We start from the raw sequence: 23,793 nt of genomic DNA on the forward strand, positions 1-23,793 counted from the left end.
GAACAATCTGCTGAATTTGGGTAATGGCGCTGATAATGATCCCACAGACATTGATTTCATCGCCAAAGTAAACGCCCACACGATAAGCGTACATGATCTGGCAAGCAGCGAACGTCTCGCTACACTTGATTTCAAGCAGCGTTATAATAAGGGTGTGGATAACATCGAAGCCTTGTTTGGTTCAGGTTTCACTCATCATCATTGATCTAAAGCTGATTAACAGAGCCAAAGCGTGGCTCTGTTACCTCAACAAACAGGTCAAATGATAGCTAGTGTGGACTGCGAGCTGATGTCTATGCCAAAAGTTGCAATAATAATATCTGGTTTTGCTGTGTTACTGCTTGCGGTGGCCATAATTGTGCTACAACCTACTGGCCCCCAAACTAGGCCTTTGCTGTCTTTTAGCGCCCCTTTTGTCTTCGGCCATTTCAATATTCCCGCTGACAATCCCCTTACTGCAGAGGGGGTTAAACTGGGCCGCAGACTATTTTATGACCCACTGTTATCCGCCAACAACAGGGTGTCCTGTGCCACCTGTCATCTACAACAGTTGGCCTTTACCGATGGTAAGGCCCACTCTGTGGGCGTGTCTGGTATCCCACTGCCATTTAATAGCATGAGTCTGGCAAATACGCTGTGGGGACCACAACACTTTTTCTGGAATGGTCGCGCACAATCCTTAGAAGAGCAGGCATTGATGCCCATCCAAGATCCCAATGAGATGGCTCAGGATATGAACGAATTAATCGACAAATTAAGGGCCGACGAAGTCTATGTGAGGCTATTTGGTGCGGCCTACGGCGAGATTAGTGCAAAGAACATTGGTCGAGCCATTGCCAGTTTTGAGCGCACACTCATTTCTGCCAACTCAAAATATGACCAATTTTTGCGTGGTGAGCTAAAACTCAATACACAGGAAGAGCGGGGGCGGAAGTTGTTCATGGCTCATCCTGATGCCAAAGCCAGTTTGCGTGGTGGTAATTGTATAGACTGCCACAGCCAGTTTCTCACCAGTGGCTTCAACACACAATTTGACGGTTTTACTAACAATGGCCTGGAGGCGGAAGAGACGCTCGAGCCAGGGCTCGAAGCACTTACCGGTTTAGCCGCCGACAGAGGTAAATTTAAGGTTCCAAGCTTAAGAAATATAGCGCTCACCGCTCCTTACATGCATGACGGACGGTTTAGTTCACTGGAACAAGTACTCGATCACTACAATGGTGGGATCAAGCTCAGTTCTACCTTGAGTCCTTTGATTTTTGAAGCCAATAATCAACAAAATGATAGCACTTTGAGCCTAAATCTTAACAAGGAAGAGAAACAGGCACTTATTGCATTCTTACATACTTTAACTGATAACACTTTTATCAATGACAAGCGTTTCTCTGATCCTTTTAGCAAACAGGTACAACACAATGAATAAAGTTTGGATCGCCATTTTCACTGTCATACTGATCCTGGCCGGCAGTGCTTATATGGCTTTTTATTATCACCAGAGCGGTTCTGTGATACTTGAATTTCATGCTCGTGTAGGTGATAAATCACTTGAATTTGGTCAGCCCCTTTATCCCAACCCTGGCGGAAAGGGGCGTTTTAGCATAAGGGCGTTTCAAGTCTACCTTAGCGATATTCACTTAGTAGGCAGCAAGCAAGACTATCAGGTAAGTGATAGTTATCACTTGGCAAGGTTTGACAATGAAACCAGGCGCTACCGCATAGAATTAAGCGACGTGCCCTACGACGAATACTCCGATGTAATGATTTCTATCGGTGTAGACGAGGAGGCAAACTCCTCTTTGATGCCAAGGGGAGATCTTGATCCTAATGGCAGAATGGCCTGGAGCTGGGAAGTGGGCTACAAATTCTTGTTATTCGAAGGCGGGCTGGAGCAAGAGAATAGCCGACTGCCCCTAGTTTACCATGTGGGGTTTAGTGAAAACCTCAAAAAGCAGCGATTCAATCTACCTAAAACCATAACACCGGGCTCGGCGCCCATTCATTTCGATGTCGATGTGCTGGCCTTGTTTGACTCCCATCAGTCCATCGACATGGCCACCCTGCCCTCGGTGAAATTTGATCGTAACGATGCCAGCTTATTAGCTGAGAATTACGCCAACCTGCTCAGTTTGTCGGTCAAGGAAAGTCATAATCCCGTTGAAAACTGAGCTGACACAATTATCAGCTGTCTAAATAACTGGAATCAATGGGGGTGACGTTGATTGACCAAAGTTTGTAATTGAAACAAAAACTGTAGTTCAACCCTTTGACTGTCCGAGAACTCTGTAAACTTGCAGTAGAAGGCGTCGTTACTGACTGACGGTTGAACGCTCATTTCTATCGGTGATATCACATCTCAAATCAATGTTTTAAACAATTGCAATCGTTCTAAAAAATCTTGTATTTTTATTCTTGTTAATTGTTGGCTTTTTCAGCGAAAACAAAAAATGTGTTCTACTCTTTATACGAACTCAACCAAGGAGAATACTGATGCTCCAGCTAAATAAAAAGAAAATATTACTTACCACTGCTGCACTATTGATCGCTGGCACTGTCCATGCAGATGCAGATGATAACAATGTCCTGATCACGAAAGCAAAATCCGCAGCACCATCCATGATCAGTGCCAATGCCACGATAATGTATCGTGGAAAAATACTCGTAGAAGGAAGCAACGGCTGGATTTGCTTGCCAGAAACCATGCCCGATGACAATGCGCCGATGTGCAACGATGCAGTGTGGATGGAAATGATGGCCGGAGTGGGCACTAAAACCCCATTTACTGCAACCAAAATGGGATTTTCCTATATGTTACAAGGCGATGGAGGTGTGTCAAACTCCACACCCTACCACGCAGACCATATGAATGCGCCCGACTTTATTAAGGAAGGTCCGCACCTGATGATCATTGTGCCCAAAGCTACACTTAAAGGCATTACCAATGACCCTCAAGTAGGTGGCCCTTATGTGATGTGGGGCGAAACCGATTATGCACATATTATGATCCCAGTGGAGGATAGGAAGTAAGTTAAACGAAGAACCAAATAAAAGTATCCGGCGAAAAGTCGGCTCTTTTGATGTTGAGAGGGACTGACTTTTATAGCACCTATAATGTAACACCCACAACGCTGTTCGACAGCGTATTGCGAACATCACTTAATCTGGCCGCTCCCTCTTCGTGTCTCGCACTCAGGAGTAGACAAAAACGTAGGACGGTCAGATGAATTGAGGCGATATAGGTACTGTAATGGGTGCTTTGTTCTTTCATAAATCCCAATCCGTATAAAGAAGTTTCTGAGAGAGTAATTCTTTATACGGATTGGTATCAAACGCAGCTTGCACTCACTTCTCACTTCTCACAACGACACCACTTCAACAGACTCTACGCCACCCCACCGCGGTAACTCAACCCAAGTGGCATCAGGTCTCCACGTAGTGGCCCACGCGGGAAAATTTTCAGCAGGCATGGGGTGTGCAATGCCAAAACCTTGTGCCAGTTCACAGCCCAGCTTTAGCAGTGCAGTGCCATGTTCATTCGTCTCAACCCCTTCAGCGATAGCCTGAAGTTTGAAGGCAGCAGCCAACCCAATCACTCCGACCAGAATGGCCATGTCATCCTGGTCATAAAGCATGTCCCGCACAAAGCTCTGGTCAATCTTGAGCTGTTTGACACGTAGCTGTTTCAGGTAGGTCAGTGAAGAATAGCCGGTGCCAAAGTCATCTAGGGCAAATGTCACCCCGATCTCAGCACATTTTTCGATCACCTGAGACATATGCGTCATGTCCGACAAGGCGCTGGTCTCCAGCACTTCAAGCACTAGGGTGCTCGGTTTAATCTGCGAATGCTTTGCCAGAATTTTTTTCAGGCGCTCTACAAAGTCGCCTTGCTGTAACTGGCGTGCACCTACGTTGATACTCACGGGCAAGTCCAGTCCTTCGCAGCTCCACTGCTCCATCTGAGCCAGGGCAGTATCGGTCACCCACTCCCCAACCTCAATGGCCAGCGGGTCATCTTCGATCACCGGAAGGAACGCGTCAGGGAGCAGAAGGCCCCTCTTAGGATGCCGCCAGCGGATCAGGGCTTCAGCCCCAACGACGGCGCCGGTTCGCATGTTGACCTTGGGCTGGTAATGCAAAACAAATTCGTGTTGTTCCAGTGCCTTGCGAATGCGCTGCAGACTTTCGTGGTGACCCCGGATACTATCATCCTGCAAGACATCAAAGAGATGAAAGCGATTTTTGCCAGACAATTTGGCCTGATACATTGTCTGGTCAGCCTGACGCAGCAATTGATCGGCTTCGATGTCTTCGGACTGAGGGTAGAAGGTCACACCTAGGCTGGCTGAAACCTGCAGCATCAAATTGCCCAGTTGTTGAGTTTCCGCCGCAGCGTCTACCAGCCGGGTCAGCATCGGCACACAACTCATGGAGTTTTCCAGACCGACCAGCACGGCAACAAACTCGTCACCGCCAATACGCGCCAGTGTGTCGCCTTCGCGCAGCGTGCTTCGCATGGCACCACCCAGCATGACCAGCAATTGATCGCCCACATTGTGCCCATAGCGATCATTAATAGCCTTGAAGCCATCAAGATCGATGTAGACGACTGCTACTACCTGGTTGCGTCGCTTGGCCTGAGCCATCGCCTGCTGCAGGCGGTCGGACAGCAACGCCCGGTTAGGCAGATTGGTCAGCACATCGAAATGGGCCATGTGCTGCAACTGATTTTGATGTTCCTTAATGGCAGTGACGTCAGAAAACAATCCGACGTAGTGTTCTATTTCCCCATCGATGCCAAGCACTGCCGCGATGTTCATCGAACAGACATATTCCCCACCACTTTTCAGACGGTTGCATAATTCGCCCTCCCAATGGCCATTTTGGGCCAGACCCGACCACATACTAGTGTAGAAATCCTTACCTTGATGCATCGAGCTGAGCATACTCGGGTGCTTGCCCAGGACTTCCTCACGGCCATACTCTGTGATACGTGTAAAAGCATCGTTGACATTCAAAATGATCCCTTGTGCATTCGTAATCATGATGCCTTCGCGCGCATAAGTAAAAACGCTGGCCGCCTGAATGAGACTCTCGGCCTTCTTGCGCTGGGTCACGTCCCGGGCCGCCGCAAACACGCCCAGCACCTTGCCGGCATCATCGCGGTAGACGCTGGCGTTGTAGAGCACGTCGGTGATCTTGCCGCTGATGTGACGGATAGCCAACGGGTAGTCGGTCACAAAGCCCTTGGCAAAGACTTGCTGGTAGCCTTCGCGGGCCTGCACGGGGTCGGTAAAGTAGTCGGCGAAGTCGCTGCCTACCAGATCAGCCCGCTCGACCCCCGTGACCTGTTCGGTGGCGGTATTGACGTCGGTAATCTTGCCCTCGGCACTGATCGTCACCAACGGATCCAAACTGGCCTCAATCAGGCTACGGGAATACTGGGATACCTGCTTAACCAGCTCCTCGGCCTTCTTGCGCTCGGTCACGTCACGGGCCGCCGCAAACACGCCCAGCACCTTGCCGGCATCATCGCGGTAGACGCTGGCGTTGTAGAGCACGTCGGTGATCTTGCCGCTGATGTGACGGATAGCCAACGGGTAGTCGGTCACAAAGCCCTTGGCAAAGACTTGCTGGTAGCCTTCGCGGGCCTGCACGGGGTCGGTAAAGTAGTCGGCGAAGTCGCTGCCTACCAGAGCAGCCCGCTCGACTCCCGTGACCTGTTCGGTGGCGGTATTGACGTCGGTAATCTTGCCCTCGGCACTGATCGTCACCAACGGATCCAAACTGGCCTCAATCAGGCTACGGGAATACTGGGATACCTGCTCAATCATAGCTATCAGAATGCCTTATTTAATAAAATTCATGCCTACGTAGATTATTCAGGGCTGAGCTATGCTGTATATATATACACACTGTATAGGTAACCATTATAATGAACATGCAAGAAGCCAGCTTTTTAGCATGGCAACAATATTTTAGCTCAGAAGAAGATTGTTTGGTCTATTTATTTTCTTGGCTCGGAGAAAGGCAGTATATCGGCCCTTGTATTAAGGACGCTCTCATTGGTGGTAAACAGAAAGGCAAGCAAGGTCGCGGTGCAAGTGGGAAAACGAGTGTGATGATAGCTTGTGACAGCTGTGAGGAAAAAAGCCGGGTTTATCACTATGCCAAGGCCCAATTAATTTCCACGGCATTTATCTTGACAGCTAATAGTTTGCAGAGACTGTCCAAATTCGTGTGTTGCTGCGGATCAATTATTACCATTTTTTTCCATTGTTTTTTTGTCTTCCACCACGAAAAGGATAGAGGCTTTTATACCCAAGGTGTTGAGCGAGTGATCGATGCATTTACAGGTTTTTCGAGTCTTAATACATAAAAATTACTTGGGTCAAAGCAGAATGCAGTTGTTGCGAAATGGCTCTACTTTCAAATTTAACGAAAACTAAATTTTATACTATCCTTAATGAGCAGCCTATTCACTGACAGTGTTGTTCCTGTTGGAGCATCAACCATTCTTCGAGAAACATTACTATGTGGCTATTCATCATCAATTCAGTTCGACCCAAGAGATTGAGTAGAGTGCTGATCTTGTCGTTGTTGCTCAGTAGCTGTGCATCAATGGATGACAATAATAAACAGCGCCAGGTGGCTTCGGTAATTTCATATCTCTTCCCCGATACACAAGAGGTACCCACAGCAAACTCTAATATTGCACACATTACTGTTCCATTCCGGATAGGTATCGCTTTTGTGCCAGATAATGCGTCGCCTGAGTTTCGTCTACCTGAAAATGAGCGACTCAAATTAGCCGGCCAAGTGCGCGATGCTTTTTCTCACTATCCATTCGTCCAAGAGATTGTGCCCGTGCCGTCGGTTTACCTAAAATCTGAAGGAGGATTTGCCAATCTCGAGCGGGTTGCATCTTTACTCAGCTTAGATGTGATCGCCTTAATATCATTTGATCAAGTACAAAATTCAGGAGCTTCAGGTTGGTCATTTTTATATTGGACGGGGATTGGGGCGTACATTGTCGAAGGAGATCAATACGATATTCTCACTTCCGTTGAGACAACAGTATTCGACATTAAAAGTCAACGTTTGTTAATGCGTGCGGGAGGGATATCTACTATTCAAGGAGCAGCCACTTGGGTCGGTTTTTCGGAATACGCTAGGGCAGCTCGCACACAAGGCTTTGTTGATGCCATCGACAAAATGATTAAAGAATTGCATGTCGAAGTGAAAATGTTTCGTGAAAATGCGGTGAAAGATCCAATGATTAATCTTTTGTTACCAAAGGGATACAACCCAAATTAGAAAATAATCAGCACGTTAATAACGATTCAAACTGTTCAATCGGCACCGGTTTGCTAAAATAAAAGCCCTGAAATTCCTTGCAGCCTAACTGTTTAAGTAGCGATAACTGAGCTTCGGTTTCTACTCCTTCAGCTATGACACAAATATCGAAGATTTTTGCTATATCGATAATGGCTTTCACCATCATTTCACTATGTTTATCTGACGATATGTCTCGCACAAAACTCTTATCAATTTTTATTTGATCCATAGGTAATTGATTTAAATACGACAGCGATGAATATCCGGTACCAAAATCATCCAAAGACAAACTCACTCCAATCGCTTTTAAATCATGCATTTTCGCAATCCCAAGGGAGATATTTTCCACCATAATGCTCTCTGTCAATTCCAGTTTTAATAACGAGGCATCAACGTTAAAACGTAGCAAGATATCGGTGATTTTTTTAACAAAATTGGCTTGCTGAAATTGTTTCACGCTAACATTGACCGCCAGCGTGAGATGGCTTGTTTGTTCGTTTTTAGACCAGAGTTGAAGTTGTTGACAAGCGGTTTCCAACACCCAGTCACCTATGTCGAGTATTAACAAACTCGCTTCTGCAATAGGAATGAAATCTGTTGGGGAAACTTCGCCACGCAGAGGCTGATTCCAGCGTATCAGGGCTTCTGCTCCTATCGGTTGCTGTTCGCTATTCAACTGAACCTGATAGTACAAATTAAATTGCTTATTCAGTACTGCAAGAGCTAGGTCATTTTCCAGTGAAGCTCTAGATTCGACCTCCAACTGCATAGTTGGATCGAAGAAACGGACGCAATTACGGCCCGCCTCTTTTGCTTGATACATCGCCAAATCTGCTTGTTTAAGTAAGTCAAACGACGATACATTATTGTCATGATACAAGGACACACCAATGCTGGGTGAGCTAAGATATTTAATGCCTCTAAGTAAATAAGGTGCAGACAGGGATGATCGAACCTTTTCAGCTATTAAAGCGGTTTTATGAGATACCGCACTTTTAGTACCTTCTATATTATTGATTAATATAATAAATTCGTCCCCCCCCAAACGTGCAGCGGTGTCCTCTTCACGAACACAGAATTTAATCCGGTTTGCCACTTCAATCAGTAATAGATCACCAAAATCATGTCCTAATGTATCGTTAAGTGACTTGAACTTGTCCATATCAAGGAACAATACGGCCCCGTAATGATTACACCGTGCCGACGCCAACAAATCCACACCCAAACGATCCATTAACAAACGTCGGTTTGGCAAGCTGGTCAGCGTATCATAAAAAGCCAGTTTCTTAATTTCTTGTTCGGCTCGGTTACGTTTGGTGGTATCGCTAAAAATGCTGACATACTCTGTTGTTAACCCTTTAGTATTTTTGACGGCAGTGATGATCATATGTTTGGGGTATAAGTGCCCGTCTTTATGTTTATCCCATACTTCACCCGACCATGAGCCTTTCTTCAACACCTGTACCCACATATGCTCCATAAACATATTGCTCTGGCGATTAGAATTTAATATTCGTGGATTTTTTCCTATAACTTCGTGCGAACTGTAGCCGGTAATGTCTTGAAATGCGGCATTGACTTGGATAATTTTGGAATCAGCATTGGTAATCATAATGCCATCACCGGATTCAAATACCGTTGCCAAAACCCTTAAAGACTCAATATTTTCCTTCAATGTGCATTGCTGGTCATGCAATTTTTTGTTTATCTGCTTTAGAGAGCGATTATGTTTTTCAATTCTTTGCCTTTGTTGCTCCAAAACTTTATTTTGCTGATCCAGTTGAGTGAAAGTTTGTATTTTATTCAATAAAATATTCGGATTAATCGGTTTAGTTAAAAAGTCCACTGCTCCCGATTCAAAACCTTTCATAATGTAGTATTCCGATGAATACACCGCCGAGAGGAATATAATAGGAATCTGTTGAGTATTCTTTTTAACTCTGAGAAATTCCGCCAACTCAAAGCCATCCATTTCTGGCATCTGCACATCTAGTAGAATTAGAGCGAAGTCGTGATGCAAAGTTAATTTCAACGCTTGTGGACCACTGGTGGCTGTAAAGATCTCCACCGGCAAGCCCTGTCCATGATCAATGATGGTTAATTCCAGGGCCAGAATATTTTCTTTTTTGTCATCCACAATGAGAATTTTTGATTTCTCGGTCATTGTTGATTTCTTGGTCATCTTTGATTCCGCCACCATGTGTTCTTAAATTTACTTCTTTACCGGTTAGTTTTTTACTTACCTCAGTAACGACAGTTATTGTCACAAGGTAAAATTTGCGATTTCTACTAACAAAGGTCCAATCTTCTCCAGTGGCAGTAAATAATCTGGCACTACCAGATCAAGAGCCGCTTGTGGCATTTTTTTTACTTCCGCTGTCGTGGGATCTTCGACCACTGTAATTCCCCCATACGCTTTTATGACTTTCAAGCCCTGGCTTCAAACGCTCTTTTTCATCGGCTTCCTTGACGCTTAACTGACATATTCCATTTAACATCCGGTATAAAAAATCATCTGCGGATTTCCACCGCCGGTGCAGCACAATAATCACTGATAAAGCCATATGACGTTCCAATGCCGGAAGAATTATTTTCAACGCATTCATTCCTCCAGCAGACCCCCCAATCACTATGGCTTCAACTTTCGATTTCAAAATAGTGTCTCAATGTTTTATTTTCTGGTAGATTTTTTCTTCTTTATTGAAATCCTTAAAATGATCTCTGACAGTCGAAAAATCCAGGCTTTCTTTGCTACCCAGAGCAATAAAACCGGTATAATGCAGACTCTCATCAAATCGCGTAAGCACTTTATTTTGCAGGGATTTATCAAAGTATATGAGTACATTTCGGCATAAGATTAGATGCATCTCGCCAAACACACCATCAGTCACCAAATTATAGTTGGCGAAAGTAATATTCTTCTTCAAAGATTTATTAACAATCAATGAATCGTATTTAGCATAAAAATATTCATTTAATGAATGCGTTCCCCCTGTTTGTTGATAATCTCCAGCCGCGGCTGTGATATCACTCAGCGGATAAATACCTTTTTTTGCCGTTGCTAGAGAATCGTCATTAAAATCAGTCACAAAAATTGTGGCTTTGTCATAAAGGCCCTCTTCTTTCAATAATATCGCCAATGAATAAGCCTCTTCCCCAGTTGCACACCCTGCGTGCCAAATTTTGACAAAAGGAAATGTCTTCAAATAGGGGATCACTTTTTTCCGTAACGCCCTGTAAAACAAAGGGTCCCTGAACCAGTCAGTCACAGTTATCGAAAAATGAGACAGCAACCATTTAAAAAAACTTTCTTCCACTAAAATTTTTTGAATAAGGTCCATAACTGTAAGGCAATCCGATTTCAGTAATGCATCTCTGACCCGTCGTTTGATAGACACTCTGGCATAAGCCCTAAAATCATGACCATAACGTTGATAGATGGCTTCCAGTAGCAAATTTATTTCTATATTTTCGATGTCGTCCTTGTTCATGACTCTTTGCTCACTTGTACATCCAGATGCGCAACATAGAAAACAAACGTTGTGCATCCACAGGCTTGCACAGGTAGTCACTTGCTCCGGCTGCAATACATTTATCGCGATCTTCCTTCATGGCTTTGGCAGTCAAGGCGATAATCGGCAATTTTTTAAATCGTGCCTGAGTGCGAATTTGTCGAATGGTTTCGCAACCATCTATGCCAGGCATCATGATATCCATCAGCACCACGTCAACGAGCGGGCTATTTTTCAAGATATCTAAGGCGACTTTTCCATCTTCAGCAGCGAGGACTTCGATCCCCTTCTCCTCTAGGATTGCAGAAACCGCAAATATATTCCTCACGTCGTCATCAACCAACAATATTCTTTTACCCTTGAATACCATTTCAATATCATAAAGATCATGAATAATTTTTTGTTTTTCCGGAGGTAATTTTCCAATACTCTGGTGCAAAAACAGAGCTGTTTCATCCAATAAACGGTCATCTGAATCGCACCCCTTAATGATGATGGAATCCGAGTATTGGAGCAGTTTTTTATGTTCTGCTTTGCTAAGAACTTTCCCGGTATAGATGATGATGGGAGGAATTTGGAGGTTTTTCTCTAATGCCAATTTCTCCAGCAATTCAAATCCTGACATATCCGGCAACTTTAAATCCAAAATAACACAATCGAAATTTTCTGATGTCAGTGCCTTTAATCCTTCCTTGCCGGTTAAGGCCGCGGTAATGTTAACATCGCCGCTTTCTATCAAGCGCTGAATAGCAATTTGGGAGGGTTCATCATCTTCAATGATCAACAAATCCTTAACCGCTTTGGAGGTCAAATTAACCAGTTTATTTAAGGCTCCATCCAACTGCTCCTGAGTGACGGGTTTGGAAATAAATCCAATGGCACCCAAATTTTGATGGCCTTTATTTTTATCATCAACTGACATAAAGTGGACTGGAATATGACGTGTTTGTTGATTCTCTTTCAGTGCACTCAAGACAGACCGGCCATCGATGCCGGGAAGATGAATATCCAGGATGATGACATCTGGCAGATATTGCTCTGCGAGCATTAAGCCTTCTTCTCCCGTGGACGTTGCGACGCACAGCAAATCATGCTCGCGGCCTTGATTAATCAGAATTTGCGCAAAATTGGCATCGTCTTCAATCACCAGCATGATTTTTTTACCGTCCGAACGACTCCCCAATTCCAACATAAGCTCACGGTCATCATCGACCTGATAATCTAGTGGAGCAAGAAAGGTTTGGATTTGCTTAATTTCCGCAGCAGCCTTAACATCTTTAACCTCGTCCTTTACCTCCTGCCTGCTTTTTTTGTAACTCCCTGCCACGGCTCTTTTGTCACGGGGCATCTCTGACAGATGGCCCCTGCTTTGCTTTGTAATAGGAATGTATAAGGTAAACGTTGAGCCTTTACCTATTTTACTTTGCAGTTGAATCTCTCCTCCAAGTAATTCGGCTAAATCATTGGAAATAGACAGGCCCAGCCCGGTTCCACCAAATGTCCTCGCTGTTCCTCCTTCAGCTTGCTGAAAAGCTTCAAAGACCATTGATTGTTTATCTGCATGAATACCGATACCCGTGTCGGTGAAAGCAATCAACATGGTATTTGAATGTTCTAGACTGCTTTTGAAAAGATGCTCATCGCTGCTTGGCCTACTAAAATTGACGGTGATGCTTCCTGCCTCAGTAAACTTGATCGCGTTCGACATAATATTTTTCAAAATCGACTCCAAACAATTCCGATCCGAATAAATGGCTACGGGCAAACTAGGATCAGTCTTAATGATAAATTCTAAGCCCTTCTCCTCCATCATGTGACTGAAGTTGCGCTGCAGACTTTCAATAATATCTGCAATGGCAACGGGGCTTATTTCGATGTCCCTTTTTCCCGCTTCAATTTTGGAGAGGTCCAGAACTTCATTGATTAAAATAAGGAGATCTTGCCCACACTGGTGAACGATTGTGGCAGATTGGACTTGTTTGGGGGTCAAGTTATCTTCCGTATTTTTGGCCAGGCTAGCAGAAAGTAACAGCATACTGTTCAGCGGTGTTCGTAATTCGTGGGACATATTGGCTAAGAATTCGGATTTGTATTTACTGGAAATAGCTAGCTCCTCAGTCTTTTTTTCTAACTCGTCATTTTTCTTGTTAATTTCACTTTTCTGTACTTCGAGGCCATCGTTCGCAAATCGCAGTTTTTCTGTCTGTGCGGCCAAATCTGCGGATTGCTCTTCCAATTCCTCGTTACTCACCCTCAATTCTTCTGACTGGCTTTCCAATATTTCGGCTTGGTTTTGGCTTGCTTCGAACAGCTCTTTCATTTTAGCGGCGGCTTTGGCCGTATTGAAAATAGTGGAAAGGGTTACTCTTGTGCTAACTAACAATTCCAACTCAGTGTCTGAAAACTCTTTGAACGAACCTAGTTCAATCACTCCACACAACTGCCCATCATGCATAAAAGGACAAACCACCACATTTCGAGGGACAGCGTCACCAGTGGCAGAGCCAATTCGCGTGTAATTATCAGGAATATTAGTGACTGAGATAAGTTCCTGCTCATATGCCGCTTGCCCTACTAAGCCTTCGCCTATCTGAATCCGCTCATTTAAATTTTTACGTTTAGAAAAGGCATAGCTACCCGCGAGCTTTAAATCATTGGATTCCTCTTCTAGCAGATACAAAGCACCAATCTGAGCGCCGAGATATTTTGCCAAATAGGTAATAATGTTTCGCGATAGAGTTGTTTCATCCTGGGTGCCAAGTAGTTTCTGGTTTAGATCGTTTTGCCCTGTTTTAAGCCAATCTTGCTTTTGGTTTTTATCGTTCAGATCCTTTAGCATCTCGATCATCCCATTCATCGAATGCCCCAACAGATCGTCCTTACCTTTTATTTCAACTTTCGCGTCTAGGATCGCTCCGGATCCAATCACTTCAGCGACCTTTGCAATATCTCTCAAAGTAGCGGTCATGTTCTGCATCGCCAGGCCTAACTCATCTTTGTCACTGCGAGGTGAGATATCGGCAAGGTAGTTGCCCACAGAAATCTGGTTGGCCTGGGCAGCGATGTTTTTTAAGGAGGCAATCATCGTGTTGACGGCATTGGCCAGCAGATCGTTCTCCCCTTTAATCTCGATAGCCATGTCCAGATCGCCCAGGGCGACTTGCTCAACAACATTGGAGGCTTGACGCAAGGTTAAGGTCATCGCTTGCATGGCCGAGCCAATGACATCCTGGTTACTGCGAGGCTGGATGTCAGCCAGATAATCCCCTTGCGCTAGAATACTCACCTGGCGGGCCACATCCTTTAGCATCTCGATCATCCCATTCATCGAATGCCCCAACAGATCGTCCTTACCTTTTATTTCAACTTTCGCGTCTAGGATCGCTCCGGATCCAATCACTTCAGCGACCTTTGCAATATCTCTCAAAGTAGCGGTCATTTTCTGCATCGCCAGGCCTAACTCATCTTTGTCACTGCGAGGGGCGATATCGGCAAGGTAGTTGCCCACAGAAATCTGGTTGGCCTGGGCAGCAATGTTTTTTAAGGAGGCAATCATCGTGTTGACGGCATTGGCCAGCAGATCTTTCTCCCCTTTAATCTCGATAGCCATGTCCAGATCGCCCAGGGCGACTTGCTCCACAACCTTGGAGGCTTGACGCAAGGTTAAGGTCATCGCTTGCATGGCCGAGCCAATGACATCATGGTTACTGCGAGGCTGGATATCAGCCAGATAATCCCCTTGCGCTAGAATACTCACCTGGCGGGCCACATCCTTTAGCATCTCGATCATCCCATTCATCGAATGCCCCAACAGATCGTCCTTACCTTTTATTTCAACTTTCGCATCCAGGATCGCACCGGATCCAATCACTTCAGAGACCTTTGCAATATCTCTCAAAGTAGCGGTCATTTTCTGCATCGCCAGGCCTAACTCATCTTTGTCACTGCGAGGTGCGATATCGGCAAGGTAGTTGCCCACAGAAATCTGGTTGGCCTGGGCAGCGATGTTTTTTAAGGAGGACGTAACTTGAGTAAGTAATGAAAAGGTTTCCTCAAATTCACCTGTTTCTTTGGGAATCTGCGTGGAACTTAAATCCCCTGATATCAGAGCGATCAGCGATTGATTGACTCTTGCCATAGAATTTTTTTCGTGTTTTAGCATCGTGTTTTCCTTATCTCAGGTACTTTCCAGATACCGAATTTGAATAAATTGAATGGCGATTTAACTATCTGCTGAAATCACATCGCCATTACGGCATTGATACGCTATGAATTTGAAGCTCAGTGAAAGCTCCGCAACTAAATTTCAGGGTGTCTTAGTGATATATCATACTGAGAAAATGAACATTGAAAATTGGTATATTTACCTATATACGCCACCCATTTGCGGTTTTTTATTGTATAAATCCACATTTCAAAAGGGATGTGTTGTTCGACCTAGGCAATATCCCCCGATAAAAAAGGGGTGCCTTTTTATCATGTTATCTAACGTTGATAGATGGCTTCCGGTAGCAAATTTATTTCTATATTTTCGATGTCGTCCTTGTTCATGACTCTTTGCTCACTTGTACATCCAGATGCGTAACATAGAAAACAAACGTTGCGCATCCACATGCTTGCACAGGTAGTCACTTGCTCCGACTGCAATACATTTATCGCGATCTTCCTTCATGGCTTTGGCAGTCAAGGCGATAATCGGCAATTTTTTAAATCGTGCCTGATTGAGAATTTGTCGAATGGTTTTGCAACCATCTATGCCAGGCATCATGATACCCATCAGCACCACGTCAACGAGCGGTCAATTTTTAAGATGTCTAAGGCGACTTTTCCTTCTTCAGCAGCGAGAACTTCGATCACCAAGTACCGTGAATGTTCCAAATTATTTTAAAATTACTTACCTGTTTATTTCGTGGGGATACCTCAGGGTCAGATACTGTCGTTAGCTAACCGACCACTTTGGTGCGCTTGCAAACTTTATTTTGACTACCAAACAATCTTTCGATGGTCTATTCATCGCTATGGGGATGAGTTTATTTAAAGATCAGAAATTTCAAGGAAAATCAAATCGTAAGACACTTTGGTATGGTAAATTCACCGATGAATATATTAGCTACATTAGTATGAAGGGCTACCAATACAGTTGGAATGTAATGAGTATCCTACTGCCTATCCTAGTGATACTCGCCTCCTTGAATGACAGGGGCGAATACTTACCTGAGCTTTTCAACAGTATTTCCTTTATTGAATTTATTAAACTGAACTTTGCAATATTAACGCTCAGTTATGGTTTGCCCATACTATATATAATGCGTAAAGAGCAGGATTAGCATGCTTGACAATAATATTGCAAAGCTTCGGGGGAAACTTAAAATATCTCAGCAAGACCTAGCGGATGGCATTGGGGTATCTAGAAAAAAAATCAGCACAGTGGAAACGGGGCGTTTTACGCCCTCGGTAGTTATTGCATTAAAATTGGCGGCTTATTTTCAAGTTACAGTAGAGAGTATTTTTAGCTTCGAAGAGTAAAAAATAAGCTGTTATATGTTGTTCACAAAATGGAGTTTCAAATGAGAAAAGAATTCGAATTCAATGTTAAAGATCATAAAATTAAAGTTACTAATTCATGGCTTCATGGGGCCAAGCTCTATGTAGATGGTGATTTTCGCGATTTTGATAAGAGCCTATCTGCAAATGGAAAAAATACAGTTGGCCATTTTCACTCCGTTCAAAATTTAGCCAACTATATTTTCCGCTTAAGTAGGCGTTAATGTCCGCTTTTAGGCGATAGCACAATCAAAAATTGAATATGCCCAACGGCGGCAATTCGTGCGGAAAGTCAAACCGACTCGAAGTTCACTACAAGATTTAAAAAGGCAGCTTTCGCTGCCCTCATAACTCCATCAAAAGCTAAAGACAATTAGCTACCTTGTTTAACAACCTAGTATTTAAAGACAAAACATTCTTAGCCCTCCATATTAACCAGTATCGAGTCTGACTGGCGTAGTAGATCACTCTGTCCTTCAGTGGGAAGGCCATTTTTTCGCCTTCTTGATAATAAAAACAATCTTTTGAACGTTTTAACCAGTCGTCATCAGATTTGTTTTTAACATGCAAAAAGCTGTAAGGATTACTGAGTCTAATTTCGCGGCGCATCTTAATTTGTTCAGGTGTACGCTCTGCATAATGATGGCAGATTGGCGATGGACGATACATGTTTTGGCAAAACGGTGGCACTTTACCACTTATATTTTCTGGCCACTTTTCGCTAGGTGAATTTCTAAAAAAGCGTGGCTCACGCCAGTTGATTCGATAATAACGGCGACGCTCCGATACTTTTAATGCTTTGTCTTCTTGGTCATAAACGGCTAAGTCATTATCGGTGAAGTAAAATTGTGCTTGCCAAACACGCATTTGATTTTTGTTGTGTTGCATGGCTTTCACTAACATAGGCCGAGGATCTTCGGTGAGCATTTCATCGGCATCTAAGATATACCACCAGTCTGAAGGTGAATAACGATGGTGAAACATGTTGTACACTCGATTTCTAAATTGATTACGGTAAATCTCATCGGTATGGGCGGCTATTATAATACGTTCATCATTTAGCGCTTTTTCGCAAATAAGCTCCCAACTGCCGTCAGTTGAACCGTTATCAAACACATAAATAATGTCGCAAAACCTAAGGGCATTATTTAAAGTTTCTAGAATAATGTCGGCTTCATTTTTCATAATACAAATTGCGTTAAGTTTCATATTGATCTCTTACTAAAGTGAATCTTGACGAGCAGCTTGACGATTAACTCGCGTCAGATTTGCCAGCGTTGAAAACAGAAATTGAGTGATTAACCACACACCGAATAAGTGACGATGTAATGGTTTAAATTTGCTAACAGGGTGTTTGAGTAGCTGCTTGGCAGCGGCTAATTGACCTGCCTGAATATTGATTTTGGCTAAATGACAAATGTGCGCCGCACAATATTGCAACACAAAAGGCGCGATAAGTTTATCTACCTGACCTGCGGCTACTTTTGCCAATAAACGTTTGGCAAAAGGTAATATGTCTTGAGGTATATGCCTGTCACAGGCCCTATTCTCGCTATCGGTGTGGTATAACATTAGCACTAGCGGCGTATAAACTAGGTTAGACTGCAATGCGATTTGCGAAAACAGTGCTTGGTCTTCACCCATGGCTTCACCAACAGGGAATCCCCCAAGCTGCTTAAATAGTTGAGTACTTATCACTAAACTTGACGGCATAAAAGGCAAGTCACCTTTAGCACACACCTCAAAGTAATTATTCATCACACAGCCTGTTGGCGATATATCACCAATGGCTAACTTTGGGTTTTGATAACCACCATCTGCAATTACTTTCTGGTAATTACTGGCGAAACATTGATGCTCTGGAAAGCGCTGGATCAACTTACTCATTTCATATAAATAAAATGGTGACCATTGATCGTCGGCATCAATAAAAGCGATATGCTGGTATTGAGCTATTCTCACACCATAATTACGAGCTGCAGAGACTCCCTGATTTTTTTGCTTCACTAAAACCAAGTTAGGAATATTTAGTGCTGCCACTTTGGCTGCACTGCCATCAGTTGAACCATCGTCAACCACTATGATTTCTGCTGCAGTAAAACGCTGCTCACAGATTGAATGGAGTGTTCGGATGACACTATCAACTTTGTTGTACAAAGGAATGACGACTGAAAATTTTACTGTTTTCATATTATTGGCTCCCAGTTATGCTGACCAATTAAGCAGCGCGGCTTGCACTGCTTCATCGGGTTTCATAGCCGGTTTTGCAAAGCCTGTGCCAATACCCTGTTTTAGCTGTTGCGATAGCTGTTGAGGATCAATATATTGCGCATCATATCGGTAGGCTTCAGGTACCCCAACCTGTTCACACCAGCTGCGACATTTTTTATGGTAATTTATTGATATTCCAGGAGTATTTACCATGAAAGACATAATTGCTGAATGTAATCTCATGGACACTGTTGCCTTAAAACTAGCAATGCGTTGCAGTACTTTAAATGGGTTAGGATCGTACGCAATATGGGTCATAGACACATCACTTGAAACCCGCGACATGATTTTTTGATGAATGGAAAAATCCCCAAATTGCGAATGATTATTGAAATCCAATAAAAATATTGGTTCTTGGGTTTGCTGCCAGGTTTGTTCTATCGCTGCCACAGCCATGTCGATGCGATTTTGTTCGTTGTTTTTGTTTACATTGCCAAAGGGGTCAACTGCTTGCTGGCAAAAATTAAACATTATGCCATTACGTTCTATATCAATTAAGCGGTTAGTTTGATGGCAGAGCATGAGTGGCGCAAGATCGAAGGTTAACATCACATTAGCGTTAGGTGCGATAGTTTGGGCAATCGTTAGGCTTTGAGGATCTCTTACGCCGGTGAAACCACATTCGTTAAGAAACTTGGTGCAGGATTTTTCTGCTTCAAGGGACTCAAATGGACCAATGCCAACCCCTACTGCTCGGCTGGCTTTTTGCCCTGCTAACTTAATCAGATGGCGTTTAAATTCGATATCTTTGGTGCTATGTAATACAGAACCACCACCAAATATGACTTTCTCACTTTGCAATGCATTTTTATAATGCGAAAGTCGCTGATGACCACGAAAACGTGGCTCAGGCATCCCTTTAATATCGCCAAATTCTTCACATTTAATCAAACCCGCACTGCTGACTTTGTTATGGGTTGCACCCAGTAAATGGTGGCTGGCCCAACGCGTCGTATACAAAAGCACGTCGTCACCGGTGTTTTGCATGCCGTAATAGCCCGTAAGATAAGCATGGTATTGCTTAAACATGTTATTCTCCGTTTCGTAAATTTTTAAAGGTCATACCCAGCCAGAACAAAGCTGGCCAATAAAGGTATGCAAGAATTTCTAAGTTTTCAAAAAAGCTGTAACAAGCGAACACAATTAACATGCACATAGCAGCACGTGCTTGCACATTGTGGGCCGAAAAGACAAGTAGATAGAGAAGGCTTAAAATCATTGGGATTGCTAAGGAAAATAACCCCACTAAACCTTTAACAAACAATAAGCCGTACCAAGTATGGTGTGAGCCTATTGGCATAAACTCGACTAATTTGGGACCTGACTCAACCTTTCCATGGCCCCATATAGGTGCTTCATCACGCCAGCGTTGCACGGCTAAATTTTCTAATGCAGTGCGCACTCGTGTTGACGCGGGGCGCGCTTCTTTAACTTGTTGAAAGGCGTCCATCACCATTTCGTAGATAGGCTCGCCCAACAGCAAAATAATAGGCAATAAAAAACCAAGACCCAGTAATAACCATGGGTTTTTCAACTGACGAGTAAACAAAAACAGCGGTATTATCATGATGAAGATTGCCCAACCTGCCCGTGATTGAGATAGCAGCGCCATGACTACACAACCTGCTACGCCCCAGTTTCTCCATACTTTGTCTTTTTCTTGTAAGCAGAAAATCACAAAAATACAGCTCAAGAACCCAGCAGCAGGGGCCCATGGCGCAAAAAACTGCCAACGCCCCGCGCCTGTCTCTGGGTTTAATCCGTATAAGCTGACCATAAAGAAGTTGTCACCAGCGCCGCCCAAAATTTGTAGTGGAGAGATAAACAATTGCCCAGGTACTCGAACTACATAAAGAATAAAAGTTATCACCCCAAAAATAGCAGTGTGTTTACCCACAACACATACGGCTCGAATAAGACTTTCAGGCTTTAGGTTCACCACAGCGCCTAATAGCGGAAACACCCCCAACAAAGCCCAACCTTTAGCCCAACCCACTGTGCTTTTAATGGTTTGAGAGGTGCCTAGTGACCAATCTGCGTGGCCTACCCACAAACTAATTAACATCACCAGCATGCCAAGCCCCCACACCCACACAATCATGGGTACCTGGTTGAAGCTATTTTCACCTTCAACAAAGGCCCGTAACGCAACAACGCCTAGCACAGTCCAACCTAATGCTGAGCCCGTGATGTATAACCCACCTATTGCATAAATAGGATAGGTAAATACCAAGGCCCAACAAATTAACTTCTCTTCAACAGTACGTTGATTATGCGTCTGCGATTGCATAACACGGTCACTCCTGAAGTAATGAATAAAAAGCCTACTAGACCAGCTGCTAAACCTAATTGCGGAATAGGACTGTGAATGTCAGTAGGAAGGGAAGGTTTCGTTAATAGCTGTAACACTGGGTAAGAGGCAAACACATCAGCTTTACCCGCTTCAAGTCTAGCGGCTGCCGAAGTAAAGATGGCTTCTGCTAAATCAAACTCACGTTGCAAACGGTCTAATACTGCCGACTCTCGGGCGTATATTTTAAGTTCATCTTTAAGATGTAATTCAGAGCGGTGCAAGTCAGTAATTTGTGCGGTGATCCCTTGGCCTTTGGCAGACGCTTCAATTAAGTCTGCAAACATTTGCGCACGCTTTGGGTTCATTTCTAAATCAAGGCTACTAAAAACGCTGGCCGCATGAGGACCAGCAATAATATTACTGCGTATAAGTAATCCAGAGCGAGCAGCTTGGTAACGTTGTTGTTCGGCCACCACTTTAGGGTGACCATCTCCCCAACGAGATTGATACTCAGACAATTGTGACGTACTGATGTCTAACTCTTTGAGTAAACCGCGAAATTCCACGTCAGATTGCAAGATAAAAGCCTTGCCTGCCAAATCAGCCGACACCCCTAAATTCTTGCCTAAGCCAAAAGTGTAATCGACTAAATTAGAGGCTTCGGCTTGCAAGTAAAGTTGCTTTTCTTTGATGGTTTGTAGACTACTCACTAATAACGTGAATTGCTCTTGAGACACAAACGTTGAGCTTTGTTGAAATTGTAAGATATTGGCCCGGGCTTCATTTAATCTGATACGGTAATCATCCAGCACTCTTTGGATACTCTTATCTCTGTGAGACACCTCATCTGCCCGTAAACGGTTTAGCTCGTCTTGAAGGCTGTTATACAATGCCCATGCCTTTGCTTCTGCTTGTTTAGCACTGCTTCCTTTAATAGTTACCGCTAAAATAGAAGTTTGTTCAGTCAATGCAATTTTAGGTTGACCAAATTTGACAGCCGATAATGATGTTTTTTCACTGGCAAGATTCAACACCCCTCTGCTTAGTAGCATTTCTTTGTAATTCACTCGTGGGTTAAAGCCACCCGCTGAAAACGGCGCACTGGTTTGTGATTGCACTTGTCCCACATTATCAAGGGCCACGCTAGATGTTGCACCGGTTCCAGGTAACACCAGCTCCAGATCACTTTGGTAAACTGGTGCTTTATTCAGATAAAGCATCACAATCAAAGCGATAAACAAATAACCACACACACACAGTTCTAAATATGGCCATCTCACTATGCGATAAACCTGTGCTCTGAATTTCTGATAACGTGTAGGAATAGCGATGGGATGATGCATAATAATATCCTAAAACAACAACGTGAATGGTCTTAACACGTCAACAATAGTGCTTGCTACATCTCGTATATTAGTAATATCAGAGTCGTAACAAGCTATGGCATCGTTGGGCATGACATAAGGATTAATGTCATCACGGTTGGCCTGTCTCATTAATTGTTCAACAGAGCGTTCCACAACTTGTGTTTGATGAGTGATGGGGTGAATACTCGCCAACATCACTTTACGAGAAGCATTTGTCCACTCTTTACCACCCACACAGTTGGCTGATACCGCAGCCTGTAATAGTTTGGTGCCATAGGGCAAGTTTGTAGAGTAATTCCCTATCCCTGCACCTGAATTACTTTGTGCAGAATCAATCAGGTTAGACATAAAGACCCGAAAACCTTTAGGTGTGATTTGGCTAGGTCGAACTAAATGAGATTGAAAACATCCGGTGCTTGGCACAATCACCTGATCGCCATCGATCAGTGGGTAATCCTTGACGGGTAAGCCAGATAATATGCCCGTTAAGTCGACTTCAATCTGCCATCCTTGACGAATAAGGATAACTTGATCGAGCTTGGCATCGGGTCTTGCGCCGTAGGCTGCGCGTATGGCTTCTGAAAGTAATCTTTTATGACTGTAATCGCCTGCTGCTACGACCCTTTGATCCATCTCATCATTCGCACGTGTACTATTGATCAGCACCCTACCCGGTTGAAATACCGCGCCAGTAACGGGTACTTCAATTGCTGCTAAGTGCAAAACTTTAACGTGCACCGTTGCGGTTGCTGGGCGAAAAACATTAGCTTTGATTAACGCCATTTCTACTCGATCTGATAATTCTCTAGGCGACATGCCAGATGCAGAAATTGGATCAAGAATAGGTAACGTCAATAAACCTAAGTTGTCTAATACATAACTGCCATTAAATCCTTCTCCGAACTCCATCATGATTTCAATCATGTCACCTGGGCTAAGGGGTAAGGTATTGCGTGCAGGATTCATTCTTGAAGGTAACGGCGCTTGGCTTGGAGCAGAAGACAAGATAGGTTTATCAACCCGATAATTAAGGGGTGCCGCAAAATCCGCGCGGTCAACACAATTTAACTGTGCAGCAAATACATTGCCCGGGACACTTTGTTGACTGAACAACTCGCCATTGTCGTTTTTAGTACCGTAAAAACCAGAAGAGGAATTTTCGATTTCTTGCAAACCATGCTGTTGGGCACAACCTGCCAATAAACATAAACTTAAAACACTGGTCGCTGTACTGATTTTCGCTCTCTGTGTAAGATTTAATAGAACCGTCTTCATTAAATATCCCGTGACTAATCTGTAGTCTATGTGACTCATATCACTCACTATTGCAGCAACTAGGCCAATCACAGAATAAACATAACACACTGTTTTATATGCATTTTATTTTTCTAAAAAGATTAATCTTTTGCATATTGCAAAGGTATTTTTGATTTGCGAAATGCGAATTGCGAAAGGATTGAGGGGATAATGAGGT

At 43.7% G+C, this 23,793-nt stretch carries 21 protein-coding genes and 1 pseudogene; 9 read left to right on the plus strand and 13 right to left on the minus strand.

Annotated elements, in window-relative coordinates; all coding sequences use genetic code 11:
• The 4 genes from CXF95_RS00005 to CXF95_RS00020 all read left to right on the plus strand — a co-directional run.
• Nucleotides 1-205 (plus strand): hypothetical protein (locus tag CXF95_RS00005; protein WP_198556442.1); only part of this gene is annotated, 205 nt, incomplete at its 5' end.
• Between the two features lie 84 nt (nucleotides 206-289).
• On the plus strand, nucleotides 290-1,423 hold the full coding sequence (locus CXF95_RS00010) for a cytochrome-c peroxidase (RefSeq protein WP_232787542.1): 1,134 nt from the start codon (nucleotides 290-292) through the stop codon (nucleotides 1,421-1,423).
• Complete coding sequence (locus tag CXF95_RS00015) at nucleotides 1,416-2,165, plus strand: MbnP family protein (RefSeq protein WP_101196806.1); 750 nt, start codon at nucleotides 1,416-1,418, stop codon at nucleotides 2,163-2,165. Before CXF95_RS00010 ends, CXF95_RS00015 begins: the two co-directional genes overlap by 8 nt.
• A 322-nt stretch (nucleotides 2,166-2,487) precedes the next feature.
• Complete coding sequence (locus tag CXF95_RS00020; RefSeq protein ID WP_101196807.1) at nucleotides 2,488-3,024, plus strand: hypothetical protein; 537 nt, start codon at nucleotides 2,488-2,490, stop codon at nucleotides 3,022-3,024.
• Nucleotides 3,025-3,353: 329 nt separating this feature from the next.
• Here the strand turns inward: CXF95_RS00020 and CXF95_RS00030 are convergent, their stop codons facing one another.
• Nucleotides 3,354-5,828 (minus strand): EAL domain-containing protein, encoded by a 2,475-nt coding sequence (locus CXF95_RS00030; protein WP_101196808.1) that lies wholly within the window; start codon nucleotides 5,826-5,828, stop codon nucleotides 3,354-3,356.
• A 129-nt stretch (nucleotides 5,829-5,957) separates the two neighbouring features.
• Here CXF95_RS00030 and CXF95_RS29380 point away from each other — a divergent pair.
• Both CXF95_RS29380 and rhlP read left to right on the plus strand, forming a co-directional pair.
• A pseudogene (locus tag CXF95_RS29380) lies at nucleotides 5,958-6,164 on the plus strand (IS1595 family transposase); the annotation flags it as partial.
• A gap of 412 nt (nucleotides 6,165-6,576) precedes the next feature.
• On the plus strand, nucleotides 6,577-7,311 hold the full coding sequence (gene rhlP, locus CXF95_RS00040) for a rhombotarget lipoprotein (protein ID WP_232787543.1): 735 nt from the start codon (nucleotides 6,577-6,579) through the stop codon (nucleotides 7,309-7,311).
• Nucleotides 7,312-7,318: 7 nt separating this feature from the next.
• On the opposite strand, the gene CXF95_RS00045 is transcribed toward rhlP, so the two are convergent.
• The 6 genes from CXF95_RS00045 to CXF95_RS00065 all read right to left on the minus strand — a co-directional run bounded on the left by CXF95_RS00045 (nucleotide 7,319) and on the right by CXF95_RS00065 (nucleotide 15,630).
• The gene (locus CXF95_RS00045) at nucleotides 7,319-9,496 is read right to left on the minus strand and encodes an EAL domain-containing protein (protein WP_198556443.1); all 2,178 of its coding nucleotides are present in this window, start codon (nucleotides 9,494-9,496) and stop codon (nucleotides 7,319-7,321) included.
• 99 nt (nucleotides 9,497-9,595) lie between these two features.
• Entirely contained in the window at nucleotides 9,596-9,730 is a 135-nt protein-coding gene (locus CXF95_RS31285) for a chemotaxis protein CheB (protein ID WP_198556444.1), read from the minus strand.
• Nucleotides 9,675-9,986, minus strand: a complete 312-nt coding sequence (locus CXF95_RS29850) for a chemotaxis protein CheB (RefSeq protein WP_198556445.1) — start codon at nucleotides 9,984-9,986, stop codon at nucleotides 9,675-9,677. The genes CXF95_RS31285 and CXF95_RS29850 overlap by 56 nt, the downstream gene beginning before the upstream one ends.
• A 9-nt stretch (nucleotides 9,987-9,995) precedes the next feature.
• Nucleotides 9,996-10,823: a protein-glutamate O-methyltransferase CheR gene (locus CXF95_RS00055; protein ID WP_101196811.1), complete on the minus strand. Its 828-nt coding sequence runs from the start codon at nucleotides 10,821-10,823 to the stop codon at nucleotides 9,996-9,998.
• 10 nt (nucleotides 10,824-10,833) lie between these two features.
• A complete protein-coding gene (locus CXF95_RS00060; RefSeq protein ID WP_101196812.1) occupies nucleotides 10,834-15,006 on the minus strand; it encodes a response regulator in 4,173 nt (1,390 codons plus the stop codon).
• Between the two features lie 399 nt (nucleotides 15,007-15,405).
• A complete protein-coding gene (locus CXF95_RS00065) occupies nucleotides 15,406-15,630 on the minus strand; it encodes a response regulator (protein WP_369809259.1) in 225 nt (74 codons plus the stop codon).
• Between the two features lie 193 nt (nucleotides 15,631-15,823).
• Between CXF95_RS00065 and CXF95_RS00070 the strand changes: the two genes are divergently transcribed.
• From CXF95_RS00070 to CXF95_RS00080, 3 genes are read left to right on the plus strand one after another with little or no spacing between them, the layout of a single operon-like run.
• Entirely contained in the window at nucleotides 15,824-16,171 is a 348-nt protein-coding gene (locus CXF95_RS00070) for a hypothetical protein (protein ID WP_232787544.1), read from the plus strand.
• 1 nt (nucleotide 16,172) lies between these two features.
• Nucleotides 16,173-16,370, plus strand: a complete 198-nt coding sequence (locus CXF95_RS00075; protein ID WP_101196814.1) for a helix-turn-helix transcriptional regulator — start codon at nucleotides 16,173-16,175, stop codon at nucleotides 16,368-16,370.
• Nucleotides 16,371-16,411: 41 nt separating this feature from the next.
• Nucleotides 16,412-16,612, plus strand: a complete 201-nt coding sequence (locus CXF95_RS00080) for a hypothetical protein (RefSeq protein WP_101196815.1) — start codon at nucleotides 16,412-16,414, stop codon at nucleotides 16,610-16,612.
• A gap of 139 nt (nucleotides 16,613-16,751) precedes the next feature.
• On the opposite strand, the gene CXF95_RS00085 is transcribed toward CXF95_RS00080, so the two are convergent.
• The 6 genes from CXF95_RS00085 to CXF95_RS00110 are packed head-to-tail and all read right to left on the minus strand — an operon-like array spanning nucleotide 16,752 to nucleotide 23,594.
• Complete coding sequence (locus CXF95_RS00085) at nucleotides 16,752-17,597, minus strand: glycosyltransferase family 2 protein (protein WP_101196816.1); 846 nt, start codon at nucleotides 17,595-17,597, stop codon at nucleotides 16,752-16,754.
• A gap of 12 nt (nucleotides 17,598-17,609) precedes the next feature.
• On the minus strand, nucleotides 17,610-18,578 hold the full coding sequence (locus CXF95_RS00090) for a glycosyltransferase family A protein (RefSeq protein WP_101196817.1): 969 nt from the start codon (nucleotides 18,576-18,578) through the stop codon (nucleotides 17,610-17,612).
• A 15-nt stretch (nucleotides 18,579-18,593) separates the two neighbouring features.
• Nucleotides 18,594-19,688, minus strand: coding sequence for a polysaccharide pyruvyl transferase family protein (locus CXF95_RS00095; RefSeq protein WP_101196818.1), 1,095 nt, complete (start codon nucleotides 19,686-19,688; stop codon nucleotides 18,594-18,596).
• 1 nt (nucleotide 19,689) lies between these two features.
• Nucleotides 19,690-20,949 (minus strand): O-antigen ligase, encoded by a 1,260-nt coding sequence (locus tag CXF95_RS00100; protein WP_101196819.1) that lies wholly within the window; start codon nucleotides 20,947-20,949, stop codon nucleotides 19,690-19,692.
• On the minus strand, nucleotides 20,904-22,295 hold the full coding sequence (locus tag CXF95_RS00105) for a hypothetical protein (protein WP_101196820.1): 1,392 nt from the start codon (nucleotides 22,293-22,295) through the stop codon (nucleotides 20,904-20,906). The genes CXF95_RS00100 and CXF95_RS00105 overlap by 46 nt, the downstream gene beginning before the upstream one ends.
• A gap of 9 nt (nucleotides 22,296-22,304) precedes the next feature.
• Nucleotides 22,305-23,594, minus strand: a complete 1,290-nt coding sequence (locus tag CXF95_RS00110) for a polysaccharide biosynthesis/export family protein (protein WP_101196821.1) — start codon at nucleotides 23,592-23,594, stop codon at nucleotides 22,305-22,307.
• Between the last annotated feature and the right edge of the window lie 199 nt (nucleotides 23,595-23,793).

The organism is Paraglaciecola sp. MB-3u-78, assembly GCF_002835935.1.
In the GTDB taxonomy this organism is placed as follows: domain Bacteria; phylum Pseudomonadota; class Gammaproteobacteria; order Enterobacterales; family Alteromonadaceae; genus Paraglaciecola.

Coding starts and splice junctions, on each gene's coding strand:
- CXF95_RS00010 (WP_232787542.1), top strand. CDS start 290: ATGTCTATGCCAAAAGTTGCAATAATAATATCTGGTTTTGCTGTGTTA.
- CXF95_RS00015 (WP_101196806.1), top strand. CDS start 1,416: ATGAATAAAGTTTGGATCGCCATTTTCACTGTCATACTGATCCTGGCC.
- CXF95_RS00020 (WP_101196807.1), top strand. CDS start 2,488: ATGCTCCAGCTAAATAAAAAGAAAATATTACTTACCACTGCTGCACTA.
- CXF95_RS00030 (WP_101196808.1), bottom strand. CDS start 5,828: ATGATTGAGCAGGTATCCCAGTATTCCCGTAGCCTGATTGAGGCCAGT.
- CXF95_RS00045 (WP_198556443.1), bottom strand. CDS start 9,496: ATGACCGAGAAATCAAAAATTCTCATTGTGGATGACAAAAAAGAAAAT.
- CXF95_RS00055 (WP_101196811.1), bottom strand. CDS start 10,823: ATGAACAAGGACGACATCGAAAATATAGAAATAAATTTGCTACTGGAA.
- CXF95_RS00060 (WP_101196812.1), bottom strand. CDS start 15,006: ATGCTAAAACACGAAAAAAATTCTATGGCAAGAGTCAATCAATCGCTG.
- CXF95_RS00075 (WP_101196814.1), top strand. CDS start 16,173: ATGCTTGACAATAATATTGCAAAGCTTCGGGGGAAACTTAAAATATCT.
- CXF95_RS00080 (WP_101196815.1), top strand. CDS start 16,412: ATGAGAAAAGAATTCGAATTCAATGTTAAAGATCATAAAATTAAAGTT.
- CXF95_RS00085 (WP_101196816.1), bottom strand. CDS start 17,597: ATGAAACTTAACGCAATTTGTATTATGAAAAATGAAGCCGACATTATT.
- CXF95_RS00090 (WP_101196817.1), bottom strand. CDS start 18,578: ATGAAAACAGTAAAATTTTCAGTCGTCATTCCTTTGTACAACAAAGTT.
- CXF95_RS00095 (WP_101196818.1), bottom strand. CDS start 19,688: ATGTTTAAGCAATACCATGCTTATCTTACGGGCTATTACGGCATGCAA.
- CXF95_RS00100 (WP_101196819.1), bottom strand. CDS start 20,949: ATGCAATCGCAGACGCATAATCAACGTACTGTTGAAGAGAAGTTAATT.
- CXF95_RS00105 (WP_101196820.1), bottom strand. CDS start 22,295: ATGCATCATCCCATCGCTATTCCTACACGTTATCAGAAATTCAGAGCA.
- CXF95_RS00110 (WP_101196821.1), bottom strand. CDS start 23,594: ATGAAGACGGTTCTATTAAATCTTACACAGAGAGCGAAAATCAGTACA.